The sequence below is a fragment of the Brachybacterium sp. P6-10-X1 genome (genome assembly GCF_001969445.1).
Taxonomy (GTDB): domain Bacteria; phylum Actinomycetota; class Actinomycetes; order Actinomycetales; family Dermabacteraceae; genus Brachybacterium.
Genome location: NZ_CP017297.1, coordinates 3,893,405 through 3,909,281, shown reverse-complemented (window position 1 = coordinate 3,909,281; position 15,877 = coordinate 3,893,405). Strand labels below are relative to the sequence as shown.

Below are 15,877 nucleotides of genomic sequence, written 5' to 3'. Positions count from 1 at the left end.
GTCGTCACCGCAGGTCCAGCACCCACCGGTCGGCGAGACGCGAGGCATCGGCCGGGTGGCGGTCCCGGGTTCCCGCCGATATCGCACCGAGCCGTCGGGCGACCGCGCGCGAGGCCTCGTTGCGCGGGGCGATGCGCAGGACGAGCTGCGCGATACGGACATCGGATCGCGCCCGGTCGACGAGTGCGCGGACGAGCTCGAATCCGTGTCGCCGGCCGCGATGCTCGGCGAGCAACCAGTAGGTCAGGGCCGCCTGCCCCCGGGCGAGACCGGGCGCCATCAGGTTCAGACCGCCGCCTCCGACCAGCCGGCCACCACCGAGGAGCCGGCCACCCGCGACCGGTGGGGACCTGAGTACCGCGGCGTACTCGCGGATCGGTCCCTCGTCCCGCCAGCGGGCAGCGCGCTCGAGGAACTCGCCGAGCATCTCGGTCTCCCATCGGGCCCCGATGATCTCCTCGGCCAGCGCATCGTCCTGGCCGGCCAGGATCGCGGGAGCATGCCCCGGCCCGAGCCGTTCGAGGCGCAGCGTCACGCCGGGGACGCGCCGCTCGCTGCCGATGCGGCGCCGTTCTGCCCCGCCAGGGCGGCTCGCAGCGAGGCCATGATCGCGAGGTCGCTGTGCCCCTGCCCGCGGGCCTCGGCGACGGGTCCGGCCAGCAGCGCCACCACGGCCGGGTCCGCCGTGCCGCCGTGCTCGCGCTGCGTGGTCGCGGCGGAGCGTTCGCTCGCGGCGACAGCGTCCGGGGCGATCGTGGTGCCGGCTCCGCGCTTGGTCACGATGACCTGCGCCTCCTCGAGGAGCTTGTAGGCGCGGGCCACGGTGCCGGCGGACAGGCCCAGATCAGCGGCGTGGACGCGGATCGCCGGCAACTTGTCGCCGGGCCTCAGCTCGCCGGAGCGGACCTGCTCGACGACCTCGCGGCGGACCTGTTCATAGGGCGGGGTCGGGGAGTTCATGGGTCCACGATAAGCCGCCCGCCGCGCCCTCCGTCCGAGCCCGGCAGATCTCGTGAAGGCGGTGAGGGAAGGGTGGAGGCCCTGCGCATCCTGACGGGAGCGACCGGGATCGACCCGACCAGGCCCGTAGCATCGTGCCGTGCCCCAGGACCGTGCCGCCTCCTCCCCCGCCCGCCGCCTCCGCGCGCTGCCGGGCGCTCTGTTCGCCGTGCTGCTGGGGGCACTGCTGCTGGGCCTGACCCCCGCCGCACAGGCCGACGGGCCGGACACTCCTGCGGACCCGGTGCGTCTGGTCATCGCCACCGCGGGCCTGAACTGGGAGGACGTCTCCGCGGAGACGACCCCGAACCTGCAGTGCCTGGCGGACCGCTCCGGCGCCGGGGCCATGAACACGACCTCCACCTCGGTCGTCTCCACGAAGCGCCAGGGCATGGAGACGCTGCACACCGGATACCGGGGCCTCGCCGGGGAGGCGCCCCGCACGGCCGGGATCCCCACGCCGCCGACGGACCAGTGGGAGCAGCTGCCGGTGGACACCGTCGAGGTCGACGCCACCGGCGCCTCGGACGCCGGAACGGGGGCAGCCGCCCCCGCGATCGCCGACGCCCTCGGCACCGACGCCATCGTCGAGGTCGACGTCGGCTCCGTCCCGGAGCACGGTGATCCCGACCGTTCCCGGGCCCTCGCCGCGCTGGACGATCGCGTCGGCACCGTGCTCGACGTGGCCGGCGGCTGCGAGTCCGAGGACCTGCCGCGCACGCTGCTGGTCTCGGTCGCGGCCACCGATCCGGTCGATCCCGACGAGGTCGAGCGCACCGGCGCCGTCGCGTCCCGCACCGTCGGCCTCCAGGTCGCGCTCGACTCCGCCTTCCCTGGTCAGGCGCTGACCAGCGGCGCCACCAAGCAGAACGGGGTGGTGGTGCTGACCGACGTGCTGCCGACGATCCTGGACTCCTATGACGTCACGGCCGACGGACCCGTCCCCGGCCAGCCGCTGCGCGGCACCGACCACGACGACCCCCAGCAGCTCGCCGTGGACCGCTCGCAGGCGGCCGCGCAGGTCGACGCCGCGACGATCCCCGCGCTCGGGTCCTGGCTCGCGCTCGGCGTGATCGGGATCGTGATCGTGCTGGTCCCGCCCCTCGCCCGGAGGCCGCGCCTGGCCGCCGTGGGCCGCGCCCTGGCGGCGATCGCCCCGCTGGCCCTCCCGGTGGGGCTGTGCGCCTCGATCATCCCCTGGTGGCGGGGCGAGAACGTGACGGCGGCGCTGACCGGCGTGGTCTGGGGCGGCTGCGCGCTGCTGACGGTGATCGTGCTCGCAGGGCCATGGCGCCGCCACCGCCTCGGCCCCCTCGGCATCTCGGCCGCGCTGGTGGCCGCGGTGATCCTCGGGGAGTCCGCGACCGGGTCGCGGTTCCAGCTCGGCTCGCCGCTGGGGGCGCAGCCGATCTCCGGGGGACGCTTCTACGGGCTCTCGAACCACCTGTTCGGCATGGTGCTCGCCGCGGCATTGATGGCGCTGCTGTGCCTGTTCACCGTGGTGCGAACGCCCCGCGCCCGGGTGGTGTGGACGCTCGTGGTCGGCGCGGTCGTCGCCGGGGTGTGCGTGGCCCCGTCGATGGGGGCGGACTTCGGGTCGATGCTCGCCACCATCCCCGCCTTCGGCCTGCTGGCGCTGCTGGTCTCGGGGGTCCGCCTGCGGTTCTGGCATGTGCTCGCGCTCTGCGCCGCGGGGGCGGTCGCCGTGCTCGGGGTGTCCTTCCTGGACTGGCTGCGGCCGCCGGAGCAGCGCACCCACCTGGGGCGCTTCATCGACGAGCTGCTCGGTGGGGAGCTGGTCTCCGTGGTCATCCGCAAGCTCGCCCAGAACATCGCGATGACCACCGGGTACTGGGGCCTCGCGGTGGTGATGGTGCTGGCCCTCGCGGCCTCGGTCGCGATCCTCATGCCGCGCCGGCTGCGCTGGCACCGGCTCGCCACCCTCGACGAGCGCCATCCCGCCTCCTATGCGGTGCGGGTCGCGCTCGTGGTCGGCACCTGGGTGGGCTATGCGGTCAACGACACCGGCCCGGTGCTGGTGGCCGCGATCTTCGGGATCTGGTTGGCCTTCCTGCCTGCCGCGCTGCCTGCTCCGCGGCCGACGGGGGCCGAGCCCGCGAGGGCCGACGAGGCCGCCGGCTGCCCGGCCGCGCCGCAGTGATCCAGCGCCCCGTCCGCCCGACGACGGCCCGGTGCCGGTGCCGGTGTCGGTGTCGGCCCGCGATGATCAGGACTCGAGGTCAGGCGTCGTCCGCGCTGGTGTTGCCGGCGTCGACCGCGGCGTGCACCACGAGCGAGGTGTACTCGTCAGCGCTCAGCGGCGGCCGGATCGAGCTGGGCAGCTCGGGCTCCGGGACCGTCAGGTGGGACGCGATGATCACCGCGTGCCCGGGCTCGAACGGCTCCTCGACCGGTGCCTCCTGCAGCCGCACGGCGAGGGCGTCGAGGTCGATGTCGACGAGATAGACAACGTCGTCCGGCGCGAAGGTCCCGTCCACCGGCAGAGCGCGCAGACGACGGTCCAGCAGCTCGATGTCACGGTCGCCGATCGCTCGGGTCTCGTCGTCGGAGAAGGCCCCGTCGACGGGGAGGATCGCCAGGCGCTCCCGGCGGCGGTCCGCGCGCAGGGCGGCCGCGGCCTCCTCGGCGGCACCGTGATCCGCGGCGGCGTCATCGAAGCCCGCATCGTCGGATCCCCCGCTCTCCGACACCTCGGGGACCACCGACCAGACGTGGGCCTCGTCGACATCAGATCCGGCGGCCGACACCTGGTCGTCCGCTGCCGCGGGAGCATCGGACCGACCGGGCCACGTCCGGGCGACCTGTGACGGCCTGAGGCCGTCCACCTCGGGCTCCCCCGTCGCGGGGCTTCCCGCCGCAGCGCCGACTCCCAGGGGGCCCGGGGAGGACAGGGCCGGATCGGCCGAGTCGGCAGCGTCGGTCACGTCGGCCGAATCGGGCAGGTCCGCAGCGTCGGTCGGTTCGCCCTGGCCGGCCGGATCGGGCAGGTCCGCAGATGCCAGCCCGGTGTCGTCCTCGTCGGCCGGTTCCTCCGGCACCACCTGGCGCTTGCGGGCCAGAGCGCGCACCACGTCGCGCAGCTGGGCGGCGCGGTGCAGGCGACCGCGCAGGTCGCTGCCGGTGGCGCGGTGATGGAGCTCGGCCTCGATCTCCTTGACCCAGAATCCCCCGGTCAGCGCGTCGATGGTCAGGGAGGTCTCGACGCCCCAGCCCGGAGCGAGCGGCTGGCAGGCGTCCCAGGTCTCGCGGGTGATGCACCGCGTGCCGGACAGCGGCTGCGTCGCCGTCCAGCCGGTGGCGCGCTCGATCCCGCGCCGCGCGGTGCGCACCACGACCCCCATGCCGCCGGCACCGACCTGCGGAGGCAGCAGTGCGATCGCCATGTCGACGCCCTGACCCAGGACCGCGTCCACGAGGGGCTGCGCGGCGGTGGCGGAGCCCTCCATGTCGGCGTCGAGGAACAGCAGAGCGCGCGGCGGAGGCGTATCGCCATCGATCACCGGCAGCGGACCGGTGTGCCCCGGAGTGCGCGGTTCGGCGTGGAGCTCCTCGGAGAATCCCTCCCCGCCCTCGGCGCGTTCGGCACCCTCCCGCAGCGCGATCATCTGCGCGCCCGTGGCCATCGCCGCCGCCTTGCCGCGATTGCTCCTGTGCCGCACCACCAGGGCGTCGGCCCCCATCGCGACCGCGGAGGTGGCGTCGGAGGAGCCGTCGTCGACGACCACCACGAGGTCGACTCCCGTGATCGCGTGAGCGGCGCCGATGGTCGCCTCGATCCGCTCCGCCTCGTTCTTGGCGGGGATCACGACGGCCACCCGCTCGGGGCGATGCGCCGTCAGCGGCCCCGCTGCGCTCATCGCAGGGTCACCTGCCGCGCCACGATGCCGCCGCGCGCACGTCGCTCGAGCGCGGTCAGCGGCTCCTCGGTCTCCAGCGCCTCGACGAAGCGGGCGCGGAACTCCTCGGCCTCCGCCTCCACGCCCTCGACGCCGAAACCCTTGGGCAGGTCCCATACCGGGATCGCCAAACCCTCCGCGCGGAAGGAGCCGACGTACTTGGTGTCCTCGCCGATGCCGGACTCGCGGCGGGCGTGCAGGCGCGTGACCGCGTCGATCACGCGCTCCTCGTCGGCCTCCAGCACCCAGCGCAGGTGCTCCTTGGGGCCGGCATCGACCCAGTAGGCGTGCGGGAGGCCCTCGACGGTGCGAGTGGGCATGATCGATTCGTTGGCCTGCTGGATCGACGACTCGATCTCGGGAGTGCGCTCAGCGCTCGGGTCGAGCCAGAACTCGAAGGTCTCGTGGACGGTGATGACGAAGTCCCCGTCCAGGTCGAGGATCTCCTGCAGACGCGGGGCCTCGTCGTCGAGGGTCACGGTGGTGACGGGGTTGCCGGGTTCGAGGGCGAGGGCCTGCTTGATCGCCTGGCCGATGCCGCGCGAGAGGTCGCCGCCGGGAAACCCTGCCTGGATGCCGACGGTCACGGAGCCGTCGGTGCGGCGCACGGCCGGCCACGCCATCGGCAGGATGGTCGCGATCTCGACGTCGACCGCGCCGTACTCTGCGGTGGTCTTCGCGGCCATCGTCGCCGCGGGGATCAGCTGACGCATGGCCACCAGGTCGCGCTCGTTCGGCAGTCCCTCGAAGGGGCGGAGGACCAGGGCGTCGTGCGAGGTAGGACTCATGGCGGGAAGTCTACCGACCACCGGGGCGTGCCCGACGGAGCCCCGCGGCGCCGGACCTCCCCAGCACAGCGCCGAGCTCTGCGTTTGCGGTGCCACCCGCGATCTTGGCACCGCAAACGCAGAGCTCGACGGATGGGGCCGGGGTGGTGTCGGGGTGGTGTGGGGGTGGGTGGTGTCGGGGTGGGTGTTGTCGGGGTTATGGGGCGCCGTGCTCCATGAGCAGCTCGGCGTCATCCTCCGGATTGCGGCCGATCACGCCGAAGCCGCAGCGCGAATACAGGGCGCGCGCCGGGGCATTGGTCTCGACGACCGCCAGCAGGAGTCGGGCCCCGGGGTGGCGGAGGGCGTGATGGTCGACGGCCGCGCTCACGAGCGCGCGCCCGACGCCCCGACCGCGATGCTCGGGCGCGACCCAGATGGATATCAGCTCCGCAGGGGCGCCCGGCTCCTCGGTGAACATCAGCCGACCCATGGCGGCGGGAGCGCCCTCGACCTCCGCCACGAAGGGGACCATCGGCGCGGTGACCCCGGCACGCCAGTGCTGCTCCGTGTCGCGTGCGAGCACCTCGGCAAGCGTGCTGCCGAACGCCTCGGGAGCGTCCTCGAGGGCGCGCAGGCGCAGCTCGCGCCAGATGCGCCAGTCGTCGGGGTCGAGGGGGAACACGCGGGTCATGGCAGGGAGCGTCCCAGCTGGTCTCCCGGTCGGCAAGCGAAATAGCCGCCCGGAGCCCGGGGAAGGATGCCTGGTCGCTGAACGCCAGTGCTCGCGACGGCATCGCGGCAGAAGCCCCCCGGACGGCGCCGAGCTCCCTGGGCAGCCCGGGTCCCGCTGAACAGCGCCGAGCTCCCTGGACAGCGCCGAGCTCTGCGTTTGCGGTGCCACCCGCGATCTTGACACCGCAAACGCAGAGCTCGAGGTGGGGCCCATGATCCGGTGGGGATCCGGGCTCGGGGGCGGCGGGAGCGCGGGATGAACGTCCTCCTCAGGGGTGCGTGCCGACCTCCATCAGCTCCTGTGCGCATTCCTCGAGGTCGCGCGGCTCGACCCCGTCGAGCATGTGGAGGGCGAAGTCGGTGCTGAACCGCTCGAAGAAGAGGGTCCCGCGCACCGAGTTGCCATGCAGGTCCAGCTGCGGGGCGTAGCTGGCCACGCCGAATCGGGAGGGCAGCCCCGCGATGATCCCGCCGCCCACGCCGGACTTCGCGGGCAGGCCCACGTCGCTGACCCAGTCGCCGGCGTTGTCGTACATCCCGCAGGTGAGCATCACCGAGAGCACCTGGCGGGCGGCGACGCGGGAGAACACCTCCTCGCCCGTCAGCGGGTTGGTGCCGCCGGAGGCGAGCGTCGCGGCCATCACGGCGAGGTCGGTGACGGTGGCGAGCACGGAACAGCCCTCGATGTACCCGCCGACCACCTCGGTGGCGTCCTCCGTCATGGACCCGGCGGCGCGGAGCATGTAGGCCAGCGCCAGGTTGCGGTCGGCGCTCTTGAGCTCCTCCTGCCAGGTCTCGCGGTGCGCCTCCAGGGCGTGCCCCGCGGAGGCGTCGAGCACCACGCGCAAGCGCTGCGTGCGCTCCTGCCTGGTGGTGCCGAGCATCGCGTGGGTGCGGATCGCCCCGATGTTCACCAACGGGTTCTTGGGCTTCTTGGTGTGCGGGTCGAGGCTGAGGGCATTGAACTCCTCCCCCGAGGGCTCCTCGTCCACCACCGAATCCACGTAGTCCATGCCGTGCAGGTCGATCGCGGCCCCATAGGCGAAGGCCTTGGAGATCGACTGGATCGGGAACTCATGATCGGTGCCGGCAGCGGTGATCTCCCCGTCGACGGTGCAGATCGCCACGCCGAGATGATCCTCCCGCGCCCCGGAGAGGAAGGACAGGTCCGGGATGTCGCCCTGGGTGTCGACGTCGCCGGTGATCCCCCGGTCCGGTTGCACCGCATCGGGGATCTCGGGCGCCGTCGCACTGGACAGGGCGATGGAGAGACGGTCGAGATAGGTGGTCAGCGCGCTCGTCACGACTCCGACGGTACAGGTCCGCGCACCCGTCGCGGACCGGTCGCGCCCGCCTGCGGAACGGTCGCGCCCGCCTGCGGACCAACGCCGCCCCGCCCGCTCGCGCCCGCCCTCGGACCGCCGCTGCCCTCCTCGTTCGCACCCGGCGAGAAGGCCCGTGATCCCACCCCCGGTGGCGGGATACCGTGAAGCATGACCATCGCACCGCTGCTGGACACCGATGTCCTCGCCCGTCACGCGCGGGCCCACGACGCCTCGCACTACCTGCTGCTGCCGGAGGCGGTCACCGCCCCGGACGACGAGGCCGCCGTCATCGCCCTGCTGCGCCGGGCAGGGCTCGACCGTCGGCCGCTGACCTTCCGCTCCGGCGGTACCAGCCTGTCCGGGCAGGGACAGACCGACGCCGTCCTCGCCGACGTGCGCACCCACTTCCGCTCGGTCGAGGTGCTCGATCGCGGCGAGCGCGTGCGCGTGGGGCCCGGGGCGACGCTGCGCCAGGTCAACGCCCACCTGCTGCGGCACCGGCGACGGCTCGGCCCGGATCCGGCCTCCGAGGTCGCCTGCACCATCGGCGGGGTCATCGCCAACAACTCCTCGGGCATGGCCGCGGGGATCTCCGAGAACTCCTACCGCACCCTCGAGTCGCTGCGGTTCGTGCTGCCCAGCGGCACCGTCGTCGACACCGCCGAAGAGGGGGCCGACGCGCGCCTGCGGCGCGAGGAGCCCGAGCTGCACGAGGGCCTGCTGCGCCTGATGCGCAGGGTGCGGGACGACGCCGAGGCCACCCGTGTGATCCGCGAACGCTTCGCGATGAAGAACACGATGGGCTACGGGATCAACGCCCTGCTGGACTTCGGGACCCCGGCCGACGTCCTCGCCCATCTCGTGGTCGGCTCCGAGGGCACGCTCGCCTTCGTCTCCTCGGCGACCTTCCGCACCGTGCCGATCCAGAAGCACATCGCCACCGGGCTGCTGGTGCTGCCCTCGCTGCAGGCCGCGACCGCGGCGCTGCCTGAGGTGGTGGGCGCGGGGTTCGCGACCGCGGAGCTGATGGACGCCCGCTCGCTGATCGTCGCCCAGGGCGTGGCCGGGGCGCCGCAGGAGGTCCTCGGCCTGGACGTCGACGGGCACGCCGCCCTGCTGGTCGAGCATCGCAGCGACGACGAGGACGAGCTCACGCAGCGCGCGGCCGAGGCCATGGGGATGTCCGAGGCGCTCGGGCTGTCCGTGCCGCTGGAGATGACCACCGACGCCGCCCGGCGAGCGGCGATGTGGACCACCCGCAAGGGGCTCTACGCCGCGATCGCCGGGGCCCGCCCCGCGGGGTCGACCGCCCTGCTCGAGGACGTGGTGGTGCCCGTGCCCGAGCTCGAGGCGACCTGCCGCGGGCTGCAGGCCCTGTTCGACCGCCACGGCTACGACGAGTCGGTGATCTTCGGGCACGCGAAGGACGGCAACATCCACTTCCTCCTCAACGAGTACCTGGGCGGGTCCTCGACCCGGCTGGAGGCGTTCACCGAGGACATGGCCGAGCTGGTGCTGGGCCACGGCGGGAACCTCAAGGCCGAGCACGGCACCGGGAGGGTGATGGCGCCCTTCGTCCAGCGCCAGTACGGCGCCGAGCTCTACAACGTGATGCGGGAGATCAAGGCGCTGGTCGACCCCGCCGGGATCCTCAACCCCGGGGTGGTGCTCACCGATGACCCGTCGGCCCACATGCGCGATCTGAAGCCCGTGATCGACATCGAGGAGGAGGCGGATCGCTGCGTGGAGTGCGGCTACTGCGAGCCCGTGTGCCCGTCCAAGGACCTCACCCTCACCCCGCGCCAGCGGATCGTGCTGCGGCGCGATGCGAAGCTCGCCGAGCAGCGCGGGGACCACGCCACCGCGAGCGCGATCCGGAAGGGCTATGAGTACGAGGGCTTGCAGACCTGCGCGGTCGACGGGATGTGCGTGACCACCTGCCCTGTCGACATCAACACCGGTGACCTGGTCCGGCGGCTGCGGGCGGAGGATGGCGGGGCGGCCGAGAACACGGCCTGGGGCGTCGCCGCCGGGAACTGGGACCTGCTCACCCGTGGGGCGTCGGCGGCGATGAGCGCGGCCGGGACGATGCCCTCGGCGCTGCCGCGGGCCGCGACCGACGTCGGCCGCGCCGTGCTGGGCTCCGACGCGGTTCCGCAGTACCGGCCCGAGCTGCCCCGCCGCGGCGGGGCCGTGCGCCGGGCGGGTGGGCGCGGGCGCGCCTCGGCCGACGTCAGCGCCGTCTACCTCCCGGCCTGCGTGCACACCATGTTCGGGGCCGCCGAGGAGCCGCGCGCCGCGGGCTCGGGCGGCGGGGGCTGCGGCGGGAACTGCGCCTGCGGCAGCGGGGGCGCGGACGGGGGCTCGTCTCGCGCCGCGACGCGCCAGGTGTCCGAGACGCCTCGAACCTCCGACGGGGTCCCGGCGTCCCTGAACCTGCTCGCGCAGCGCGCCGGGGTCCGATTCGCCGTGCCGGACGACGCCGCCGAGCTGTGCTGCGGCACCCCCTTCTCCTCGAAGGGCATGACGGGCGCGAAGGCGCGGATGCGCGAGCGCGTCCGCGGCGCTCTGCGGGAGGCGAGCGGGGGCGGCCGGCTGCCGGTGATCGTCGATGCCGCCAGTTGCACCGAAGGCATCGCCGGGGCCATGGACGGCACCGGGGTGGAGGTGATCGACGCGATCACATACGTGCGCACCCACCTGCTCGAGCGCCTCGAGGTCCGCGAGCGCGCCGGGTCCGTGACCGTGCACCCCACGTGCTCCACCACCCATCTGGGGGCGAGCGATGACCTGATCGCGATCGCCGAGGCCTGCGCCGAGGACGTGGTGGTGCCGGTCGAGTGGGGCTGCTGCGGCTACGCGGGCGACCGCGGGATGCTCCACCCCGAGCTGACGGCCTCGGCCACCGCGGCCGAGGCGGCGGAGGTCGCCCGGCGGGAGACGGACTGGTACGTCAGCGCCAATCGCACCTGCGAGCTGGGGATGCAGGCTGCGACCGGGAAGGCGTACCGGCACGTGCTCGAGCTGCTGGCGTCGGTGACGGGGTGAGGCCGCACTGTCACCGCCCACCGGTACGCTTCCCCACGGCCCTCCTCCCCCGGTGACGCACGACGTCCCACCAGCGGCTCCGCCCGCTGGCTTCCCCCGGTGAGGCCACGTCGACCATCCCCGAGGAGGACGGTGCCCCATGATGGGCGGACACCATGCGATCAGCGGCACGGCCGCCTGGATGGCCCTGGCGGGATCCGCCCCGGTGCTGGGGCACGTGACCGGACTCGACCTGTGGGAGCTCGCTCCCTCGCAGGTGACCACCGGAGCCGTGGTCGCCACCGGCGCTGCGCTGCTGCCGGACATCGACCACCCCAGCGGGACGATCTCCCGCTCGGGCGGCGGCCTCACCAAGGCACTCACCCGGGCCGTCAGCTCCGCGGCCGGGCACCGCGGGGCGACGCACACTCTCCTGGCGGTCGCGATCTTCACCGCCCTGGCGGTGGTCATCCACCGGCTCGACTGGCAGGTCGACCTGCCCGTCCTGGGTGAGGTCCAGGCCGGCGCCGCACTGCTGGTCGCCGCGATGTGCGCGCTCGGCACCCGGGCCCTGAAGATGGTCGAGGGGCGGTGGCTGCCCTGGGCGGTGGGCCTCGCCGCGGGTCTGCTGGTCGCCGTCATCGCCCCGGACACGTCGTTCTGGCTCCCGGCCGCCGTAGCTGTCGGTGCGCTGACCCATCTCGTCGGCGATCTGCTCACCACCGACGGGATCCCGTTCCCCACCTGGCCGCTGACCGTGAAGCCTCCGAAGCACCTCGCCTCGGGCCTCTGGCAGCGCAGCGGGGACATCGCCCTGCCGCTGCTCGGAGATGCGGGCAGCGCGCGGGAGTGGCTGCTGTGCACGGCGCTGACCGCGTATGCCGCGATGACCACCGTCGTGACGGTCGCCGGGGCGCCGTGGACGCTCGCCACCTGACACCTGACACCTGAGCCCGTCTGCCCGTCTCCGACCCCGCGCACAGAGCTCAGGGGCCGCTCACGGCGCGTGCCGAGCCGCGCCACGCCGTCCGAGCGCGCCAACACGCAGCCCGAGCGCACCCGTTCCATCGATCCGACCCGGATGCGGGACGTATCGGTGGAACGGGCCGGCGCGCCCCGGCCGGACAGCGGCCCGCCCTCAGCGCAGCACGGAGCTGAGCAGCAGGCTGGTCTCGCTGTTGACGACCCCGTCGATCGAACGGACCCGGCGCAGCACGTCGTCGAAGGCGGGCAGGTCCGGGCAGGCGATCTCGGCGACCAGGTCCCAGCCCCCGTTGGTGGTGTGCAGGGACTGGATCTCCGGGAACCCGCGCAGACGCGCGATCACCCGATCGGTGCTGCGCCCCTCGACCTCGATGAACGAGGTGGCCCGCACGGTGGCGGTCTCGGCGTAGTCCCGCACCCGCACCGTGAAGCCGACGATCACGCCGGCGGCGGTGAGCTTGTCGAGCCGGTTGGAGATCGTCGCCCGCGAGACCCCGAGCTGCGTGGCGAGGGTCGCGATCGGGGCCCGACCGTCCTTGCGCAGCGCCGCCAGCAGTCGTTCGTCGAGATCCGAGATGCGCTCCATGCGCATAATGATAGGTCGTTCATCACATTGTGCGCAGGAGCTGCACATATCTTCCGCGATCTGGCCCTATCTCCTGCCATCTGCGAAATCTACGCTGAGAGCATCAGCGCCGGCGAAGCCCGCGGCCGGCCCCGCACCCAGGAGGCGCAGCGATGACGCAGCTGCTCGATGTCGCCAACATGGCCCGATGGATCCGGCGCGACGGAGCCGAGAAGATCCTCACGAGCATGACCGAGTACCTCGAGGCGGACTTCCGCCGCTGGGAGCGTTTCGACAAGACCCCGCGGATCGCCAGCCACACGCCGCTGGGCGTGATCGAGCTGATGCCGACCTCCGACGGGGAGACCTACTCCTTCAAGTACGTCAACGGCCATCCCTCCAATCCGGCCCGCGGCTTCCAGACCGTCACCGCGTTCGGGGTGCTGGCCGACGTGGACAACGGCTACCCCACCTTCCTCGCGGAGATGACGCTGCTGACCGCGCTGCGCACTGCGGCGACGTCGGCCCTGGCGGCGAAGACCCTGGCCCGTCCCGACGCACGCACCCTGGCGCTGATCGGCGCCGGCTCGCAGTCCGAGTTCCAGGCCCTGGCCTTCCGCGGGGTGCTCGGCATCGAGGACGTGCGGGTCTTCGACGTCGATCCCGCCGCGATCGCGAAGGTGCGGCGGAACCTCGAACCGCTCGGATTCCGGGTGCACGCCGCGGACTGCGTGGACGATGCTGTCCGTGGCGCGGACATCATCACCACCTGCACCGCGGACAAGGCGCGCAACACCGTCCTGGACGCCGCACAGGTGCGGCCGGGCGTGCACGTGAACGCCATCGGCGGCGACTGTCCCGGCAAGACGGAGCTCGACCCGGCGATCCTCGAGCAGGCGCAGGTGTTCGTCGAGTTCACGCCCCAGACCCGCATCGAGGGAGAGATCCAGCAGATGGACGCCGACTTCCCGGTCACCGAGCTGTGGCGGGTCCTCACCGGCGCCGCGACCGGCCGCACGGCCCCCGAGGACATCACCGTCTTCGACTCCGTCGGCTTCGCGATCGCCGACTTCTCCGCGCTGCGCTGCGCCCGGGACGCGACCGTCGGCACCGACATGCAGTCCGCGGTGGACCTGGTGGCGGACCCCGACGACCCCAAGGATCTCTTCTCCCTGGTGGACGTCCTCGCCCCGGTGAGCTGACGATGACCGGGCAGGCACCGGCACACGTCGTCCTCGTCCGTCCCCACCGCTTCCACCCCAACCCTCTGACCGCGGCCGACAACGCCTTCCAGCACGACGTCACCGCACCGAGCGACGAGATCGCCCGGCGTGCCCGCAGGGAGGTCGGCGGTCTCGCCGAGGTGCTGACCGCCGCCGGTGTCGAGGTGCACATCTTCGAGGACGAGGGAGCCGCGACCCCCGACAGCGTGTTCCCCAACAACTGGCTGTCCACCCACGAGGACGGCACTGTGGTCCTCTACCCGATGTGCGCGCCGAACCGTCGGGCGGAGCGCCGCGCCGATGTCGTGACCCATCTGCGGGAGCGCTTCGCGGTGCGCCGCGTCCTGGATCTCTCGGGGTACGAGGACCGGTCGCGCTTTCTCGAGGGGACCGGGGCGATGGTGCTGGACCACGTCGGGCGCATCGCCTATGCCTGCCGGTCCCGGCGGCTGGACCCGGAGCTGTTCGCCCTGACGTGCACCGAGCTCGGATACGCCCCACTGCTGATGGACGCCGCGGACCGCGACGGGACGCCCGTCTACCACACGAACGTGCTGATGAGCGTGGGGTCCGAGGTCGCGGTCGTCGGCAGCGAGATGATCCGGGACCCCGGTCAGCGCGAGCGTGTGCTGGGATCGCTGCGCGGCAGCGGCCGGGACGTCGTGGAGATCTCCGAGGACCAGGTGCAGGGCTTCCTCGGCAACTGCCTCGAGGTCTCCGGCCGCGACGGGCCGGCCCTGGTGATGTCCGCCCGGGCGGCCGGGAAGCTCTCGACCGCCCAGCGCCGACGGATCGAGCGCTCCTGCCGGATCCTCACCGCCGAGGTGCCGACGATCGAGGCGGCCGGCGGCTCGGTGCGCTGCATGATCGCCGGGATCCACCTGCCTCGCGAGCAGGCTCCCTCCTCGACCGGGATGCCGAGCGCCCGGATCACCGTGGTGCCTCAGACCGTGTAGACGTGCTCGCCGGGGCCGCCTCCCCGAGTCACTCCCGCGGCCCGCTGCCCGTGCTCGGGACGACCTCGGCCGGCTCGGGCTCCTGGACCTCGGTGCCGGTGGCGTGGCCGAGTGAGTCCATGACGTGGTAGATCAGCAGGGCGGCGATCGTGCCCAGCGCGATGCCGGTCAGCTGGATGCCGCCGACGGTCCAGGTGACGTTCGCGATCCCGACCACCAGGGCCACGCCCGCGGTGAACTGGTTCTTGGGACGGGAGAAGTCGACCTTCCCGTCGACCCACATGCGCACGCCGACGATGCCGATCAGGCCATAGAGCACGAAGGTCACGCCGCCGAGCACGCCGGGCGGGATGGTGAAGATCAGCGCGCCGATCTTCGGCGACAGCGACAGCAGGATCGCGACGACGCCGGCCACCCAGTACGCGGCCGTGGAGTAGACGCGGGTGGCGCTCATGACCCCGATGTTCTCGCCGTAGGTGGTGGTCGGCGAGCCGCCGAAGCCGGCCGAGAGCGCGGTGGCCAGGCCGTCGGAGGCCAGGGTGCGGCCCACCATGTGGTCGAGGTTCCGGTTGGTCATGAGCCCGACGCTGGTCACGTGGCCGACGTTCTCGGCCAGCAGCACGAGCACCACGGGCAGGAACATCACCAGCAGGCCCGGGTCGACCGTGGGGTGGTGGAACTCGGGCAGCCCGAACCAGGGCGCCGCCCTCACCTCCTCGAAGGACACCTCCCCGCGCAGGACCGCCATCAGGTAGCCGATCAGCACACCCAGCAGCACGGAGACGCGTCCCAGCAGGCCCTTGAACAGCGCGGTGCACAGCACCACGGCCAGCAGCGTCACCGTCGCCGTGGCGGCGGACTGCTGGAAGTTCTCGTACGCCGTGGGGGCGAGGTTGAAGCCGATCAGCGCGACGATCGAACCCATCACCACCGGGGGCATGAGCACGGAGATCCAGCGGGTCCCCACCCGGGAGACGATCAGGCCCAGGACGGCCAGCAGGAGCCCGGTGATCATCACGCCGCCGAGGGCGGCTCCCATGGAGTCCGCCTGGGTGGAGGCGGTGATGGGGGCGATGAACGCGAAGGACGAGCCGAGGTAGCTGGGCACCTTGTTCGCGGTGATGACCAGGAACAGCAGCGTGCCGATGCCGGAGAACAGCAGGGTGGTCGACGGCGGGAAACCGGTCAGCAGCGGCACCAGGAACGTGGCGCCGAACATGGCGATCACGTGCTGGGCGCCGATGCCGATGGTCAGCGGCCAGGCCAGACGCTCCTCGGGCAGGACGATCTCGTCGGCGGCGATTGTGCGGCCGTCGCCGTGCAGGCTCCAGCGGAACATGGGGCTCTCCCAGGGGGTGAGGAGGATCGGCCGCGGGCGG

General features: G+C 72.8%; 13 protein-coding genes. 5 read left to right on the top strand and 8 right to left on the bottom strand.

All coding sequences use genetic code 11. The annotated features are described in order from the left end of the window. Positions 1-4: 4 nt before the first annotated feature. A complete protein-coding gene (locus BH708_RS17410) occupies positions 5-535 on the bottom strand; it encodes a GNAT family N-acetyltransferase (RefSeq protein WP_076810248.1) in 531 nt (176 codons plus the stop codon). Next, positions 532-960 carry a GntR family transcriptional regulator gene (locus tag BH708_RS17405; RefSeq protein ID WP_076810247.1) on the bottom strand — a complete coding sequence of 143 codons (429 nt, stop codon included), beginning with the start codon at positions 958-960 and terminating at the stop codon, positions 532-534. Before BH708_RS17405 ends, BH708_RS17410 begins: the two co-directional genes overlap by 4 nt. A gap of 139 nt (positions 961-1,099) precedes the next feature. Here BH708_RS17405 and BH708_RS17400 point away from each other — a divergent pair, with 139 nt between their 5' ends. Beyond that, the gene (locus tag BH708_RS17400) at positions 1,100-3,160 is read left to right on the top strand and encodes a hypothetical protein (RefSeq protein ID WP_076810246.1); all 2,061 of its coding nucleotides are present in this window, start codon (positions 1,100-1,102) and stop codon (positions 3,158-3,160) included. Between the two features lie 79 nt (positions 3,161-3,239). On the opposite strand, the gene BH708_RS17395 is transcribed toward BH708_RS17400, so the two are convergent. From BH708_RS17395 to glsA, 4 genes are all read right to left on the bottom strand, one after another. Further along, positions 3,240-4,877 (bottom strand): glycosyltransferase, encoded by a 1,638-nt coding sequence (locus BH708_RS17395; RefSeq protein ID WP_076810245.1) that lies wholly within the window; start codon positions 4,875-4,877, stop codon positions 3,240-3,242. After that, complete coding sequence (locus BH708_RS17390) at positions 4,874-5,704, bottom strand: DUF5926 family protein (RefSeq protein ID WP_076810244.1); 831 nt, start codon at positions 5,702-5,704, stop codon at positions 4,874-4,876. The genes BH708_RS17395 and BH708_RS17390 overlap by 4 nt, the downstream gene beginning before the upstream one ends. Before the next feature lie 196 nt (positions 5,705-5,900). After that, a complete protein-coding gene (locus BH708_RS17385; protein WP_076810243.1) occupies positions 5,901-6,377 on the bottom strand; it encodes a GNAT family N-acetyltransferase in 477 nt (158 codons plus the stop codon). Positions 6,378-6,687: 310 nt separating this feature from the next. Continuing rightward, the gene (gene glsA / locus BH708_RS17380) at positions 6,688-7,722 is read right to left on the bottom strand and encodes a glutaminase A (protein ID WP_076810242.1); all 1,035 of its coding nucleotides are present in this window, start codon (positions 7,720-7,722) and stop codon (positions 6,688-6,690) included. Between the two features lie 189 nt (positions 7,723-7,911). On the opposite strand from glsA, the gene BH708_RS17375 reads away from it, so the two are divergent. Further along, positions 7,912-10,791, top strand: coding sequence for an FAD-binding and (Fe-S)-binding domain-containing protein (locus BH708_RS17375; RefSeq protein ID WP_076810241.1), 2,880 nt, complete (start codon positions 7,912-7,914; stop codon positions 10,789-10,791). A gap of 139 nt (positions 10,792-10,930) precedes the next feature. Continuing rightward, positions 10,931-11,707 (top strand): metal-dependent hydrolase, encoded by a 777-nt coding sequence (locus tag BH708_RS17370; protein WP_076810240.1) that lies wholly within the window; start codon positions 10,931-10,933, stop codon positions 11,705-11,707. 201 nt (positions 11,708-11,908) lie between these two features. On the opposite strand, the gene BH708_RS17365 is transcribed toward BH708_RS17370, so the two are convergent. Further along, positions 11,909-12,340: an Lrp/AsnC family transcriptional regulator gene (locus tag BH708_RS17365; protein WP_076811545.1), complete on the bottom strand. Its 432-nt coding sequence runs from the start codon at positions 12,338-12,340 to the stop codon at positions 11,909-11,911. A 152-nt stretch (positions 12,341-12,492) separates the two neighbouring features. Between BH708_RS17365 and BH708_RS17360 the strand changes: the two genes are divergently transcribed. Both BH708_RS17360 and ctlX read left to right on the top strand, forming a co-directional pair. After that, the gene (locus tag BH708_RS17360; protein ID WP_076810239.1) at positions 12,493-13,521 is read left to right on the top strand and encodes an ornithine cyclodeaminase; all 1,029 of its coding nucleotides are present in this window, start codon (positions 12,493-12,495) and stop codon (positions 13,519-13,521) included. A gap of 2 nt (positions 13,522-13,523) precedes the next feature. Next, on the top strand, positions 13,524-14,498 hold the full coding sequence (gene ctlX, locus BH708_RS17355) for a citrulline utilization hydrolase CtlX (RefSeq protein ID WP_076810238.1): 975 nt from the start codon (positions 13,524-13,526) through the stop codon (positions 14,496-14,498). 28 nt (positions 14,499-14,526) lie between these two features. Here the strand turns inward: ctlX and BH708_RS17350 are convergent, their stop codons facing one another. Further along, entirely contained in the window at positions 14,527-15,837 is a 1,311-nt protein-coding gene (locus BH708_RS17350) for a uracil-xanthine permease family protein (protein ID WP_076810237.1), read from the bottom strand. Between the last annotated feature and the right edge of the window lie 40 nt (positions 15,838-15,877).

Excerpts from the sequence above, each read along its gene's own strand:
- BH708_RS17385 (WP_076810243.1), bottom strand. The coding sequence starts at position 6,377 with ATGACCCGCGTGTTCCCCCTCGACCCCGACGACTGGCGCATCTGGCGC.
- BH708_RS17390 (WP_076810244.1), bottom strand. The coding sequence starts at position 5,704 with ATGAGTCCTACCTCGCACGACGCCCTGGTCCTCCGCCCCTTCGAGGGA.
- BH708_RS17375 (WP_076810241.1), top strand. The coding sequence starts at position 7,912 with ATGACCATCGCACCGCTGCTGGACACCGATGTCCTCGCCCGTCACGCG.
- BH708_RS17365 (WP_076811545.1), bottom strand. The coding sequence starts at position 12,340 with ATGGAGCGCATCTCGGATCTCGACGAACGACTGCTGGCGGCGCTGCGC.
- BH708_RS17370 (WP_076810240.1), top strand. The coding sequence starts at position 10,931 with ATGATGGGCGGACACCATGCGATCAGCGGCACGGCCGCCTGGATGGCC.
- BH708_RS17405 (WP_076810247.1), bottom strand. The coding sequence starts at position 960 with ATGAACTCCCCGACCCCGCCCTATGAACAGGTCCGCCGCGAGGTCGTC.
- BH708_RS17350 (WP_076810237.1), bottom strand. The coding sequence starts at position 15,837 with ATGTTCCGCTGGAGCCTGCACGGCGACGGCCGCACAATCGCCGCCGAC.
- BH708_RS17395 (WP_076810245.1), bottom strand. The coding sequence starts at position 4,877 with ATGAGCGCAGCGGGGCCGCTGACGGCGCATCGCCCCGAGCGGGTGGCC.
- BH708_RS17360 (WP_076810239.1), top strand. The coding sequence starts at position 12,493 with ATGACGCAGCTGCTCGATGTCGCCAACATGGCCCGATGGATCCGGCGC.
- ctlX (WP_076810238.1), top strand. The coding sequence starts at position 13,524 with ATGACCGGGCAGGCACCGGCACACGTCGTCCTCGTCCGTCCCCACCGC.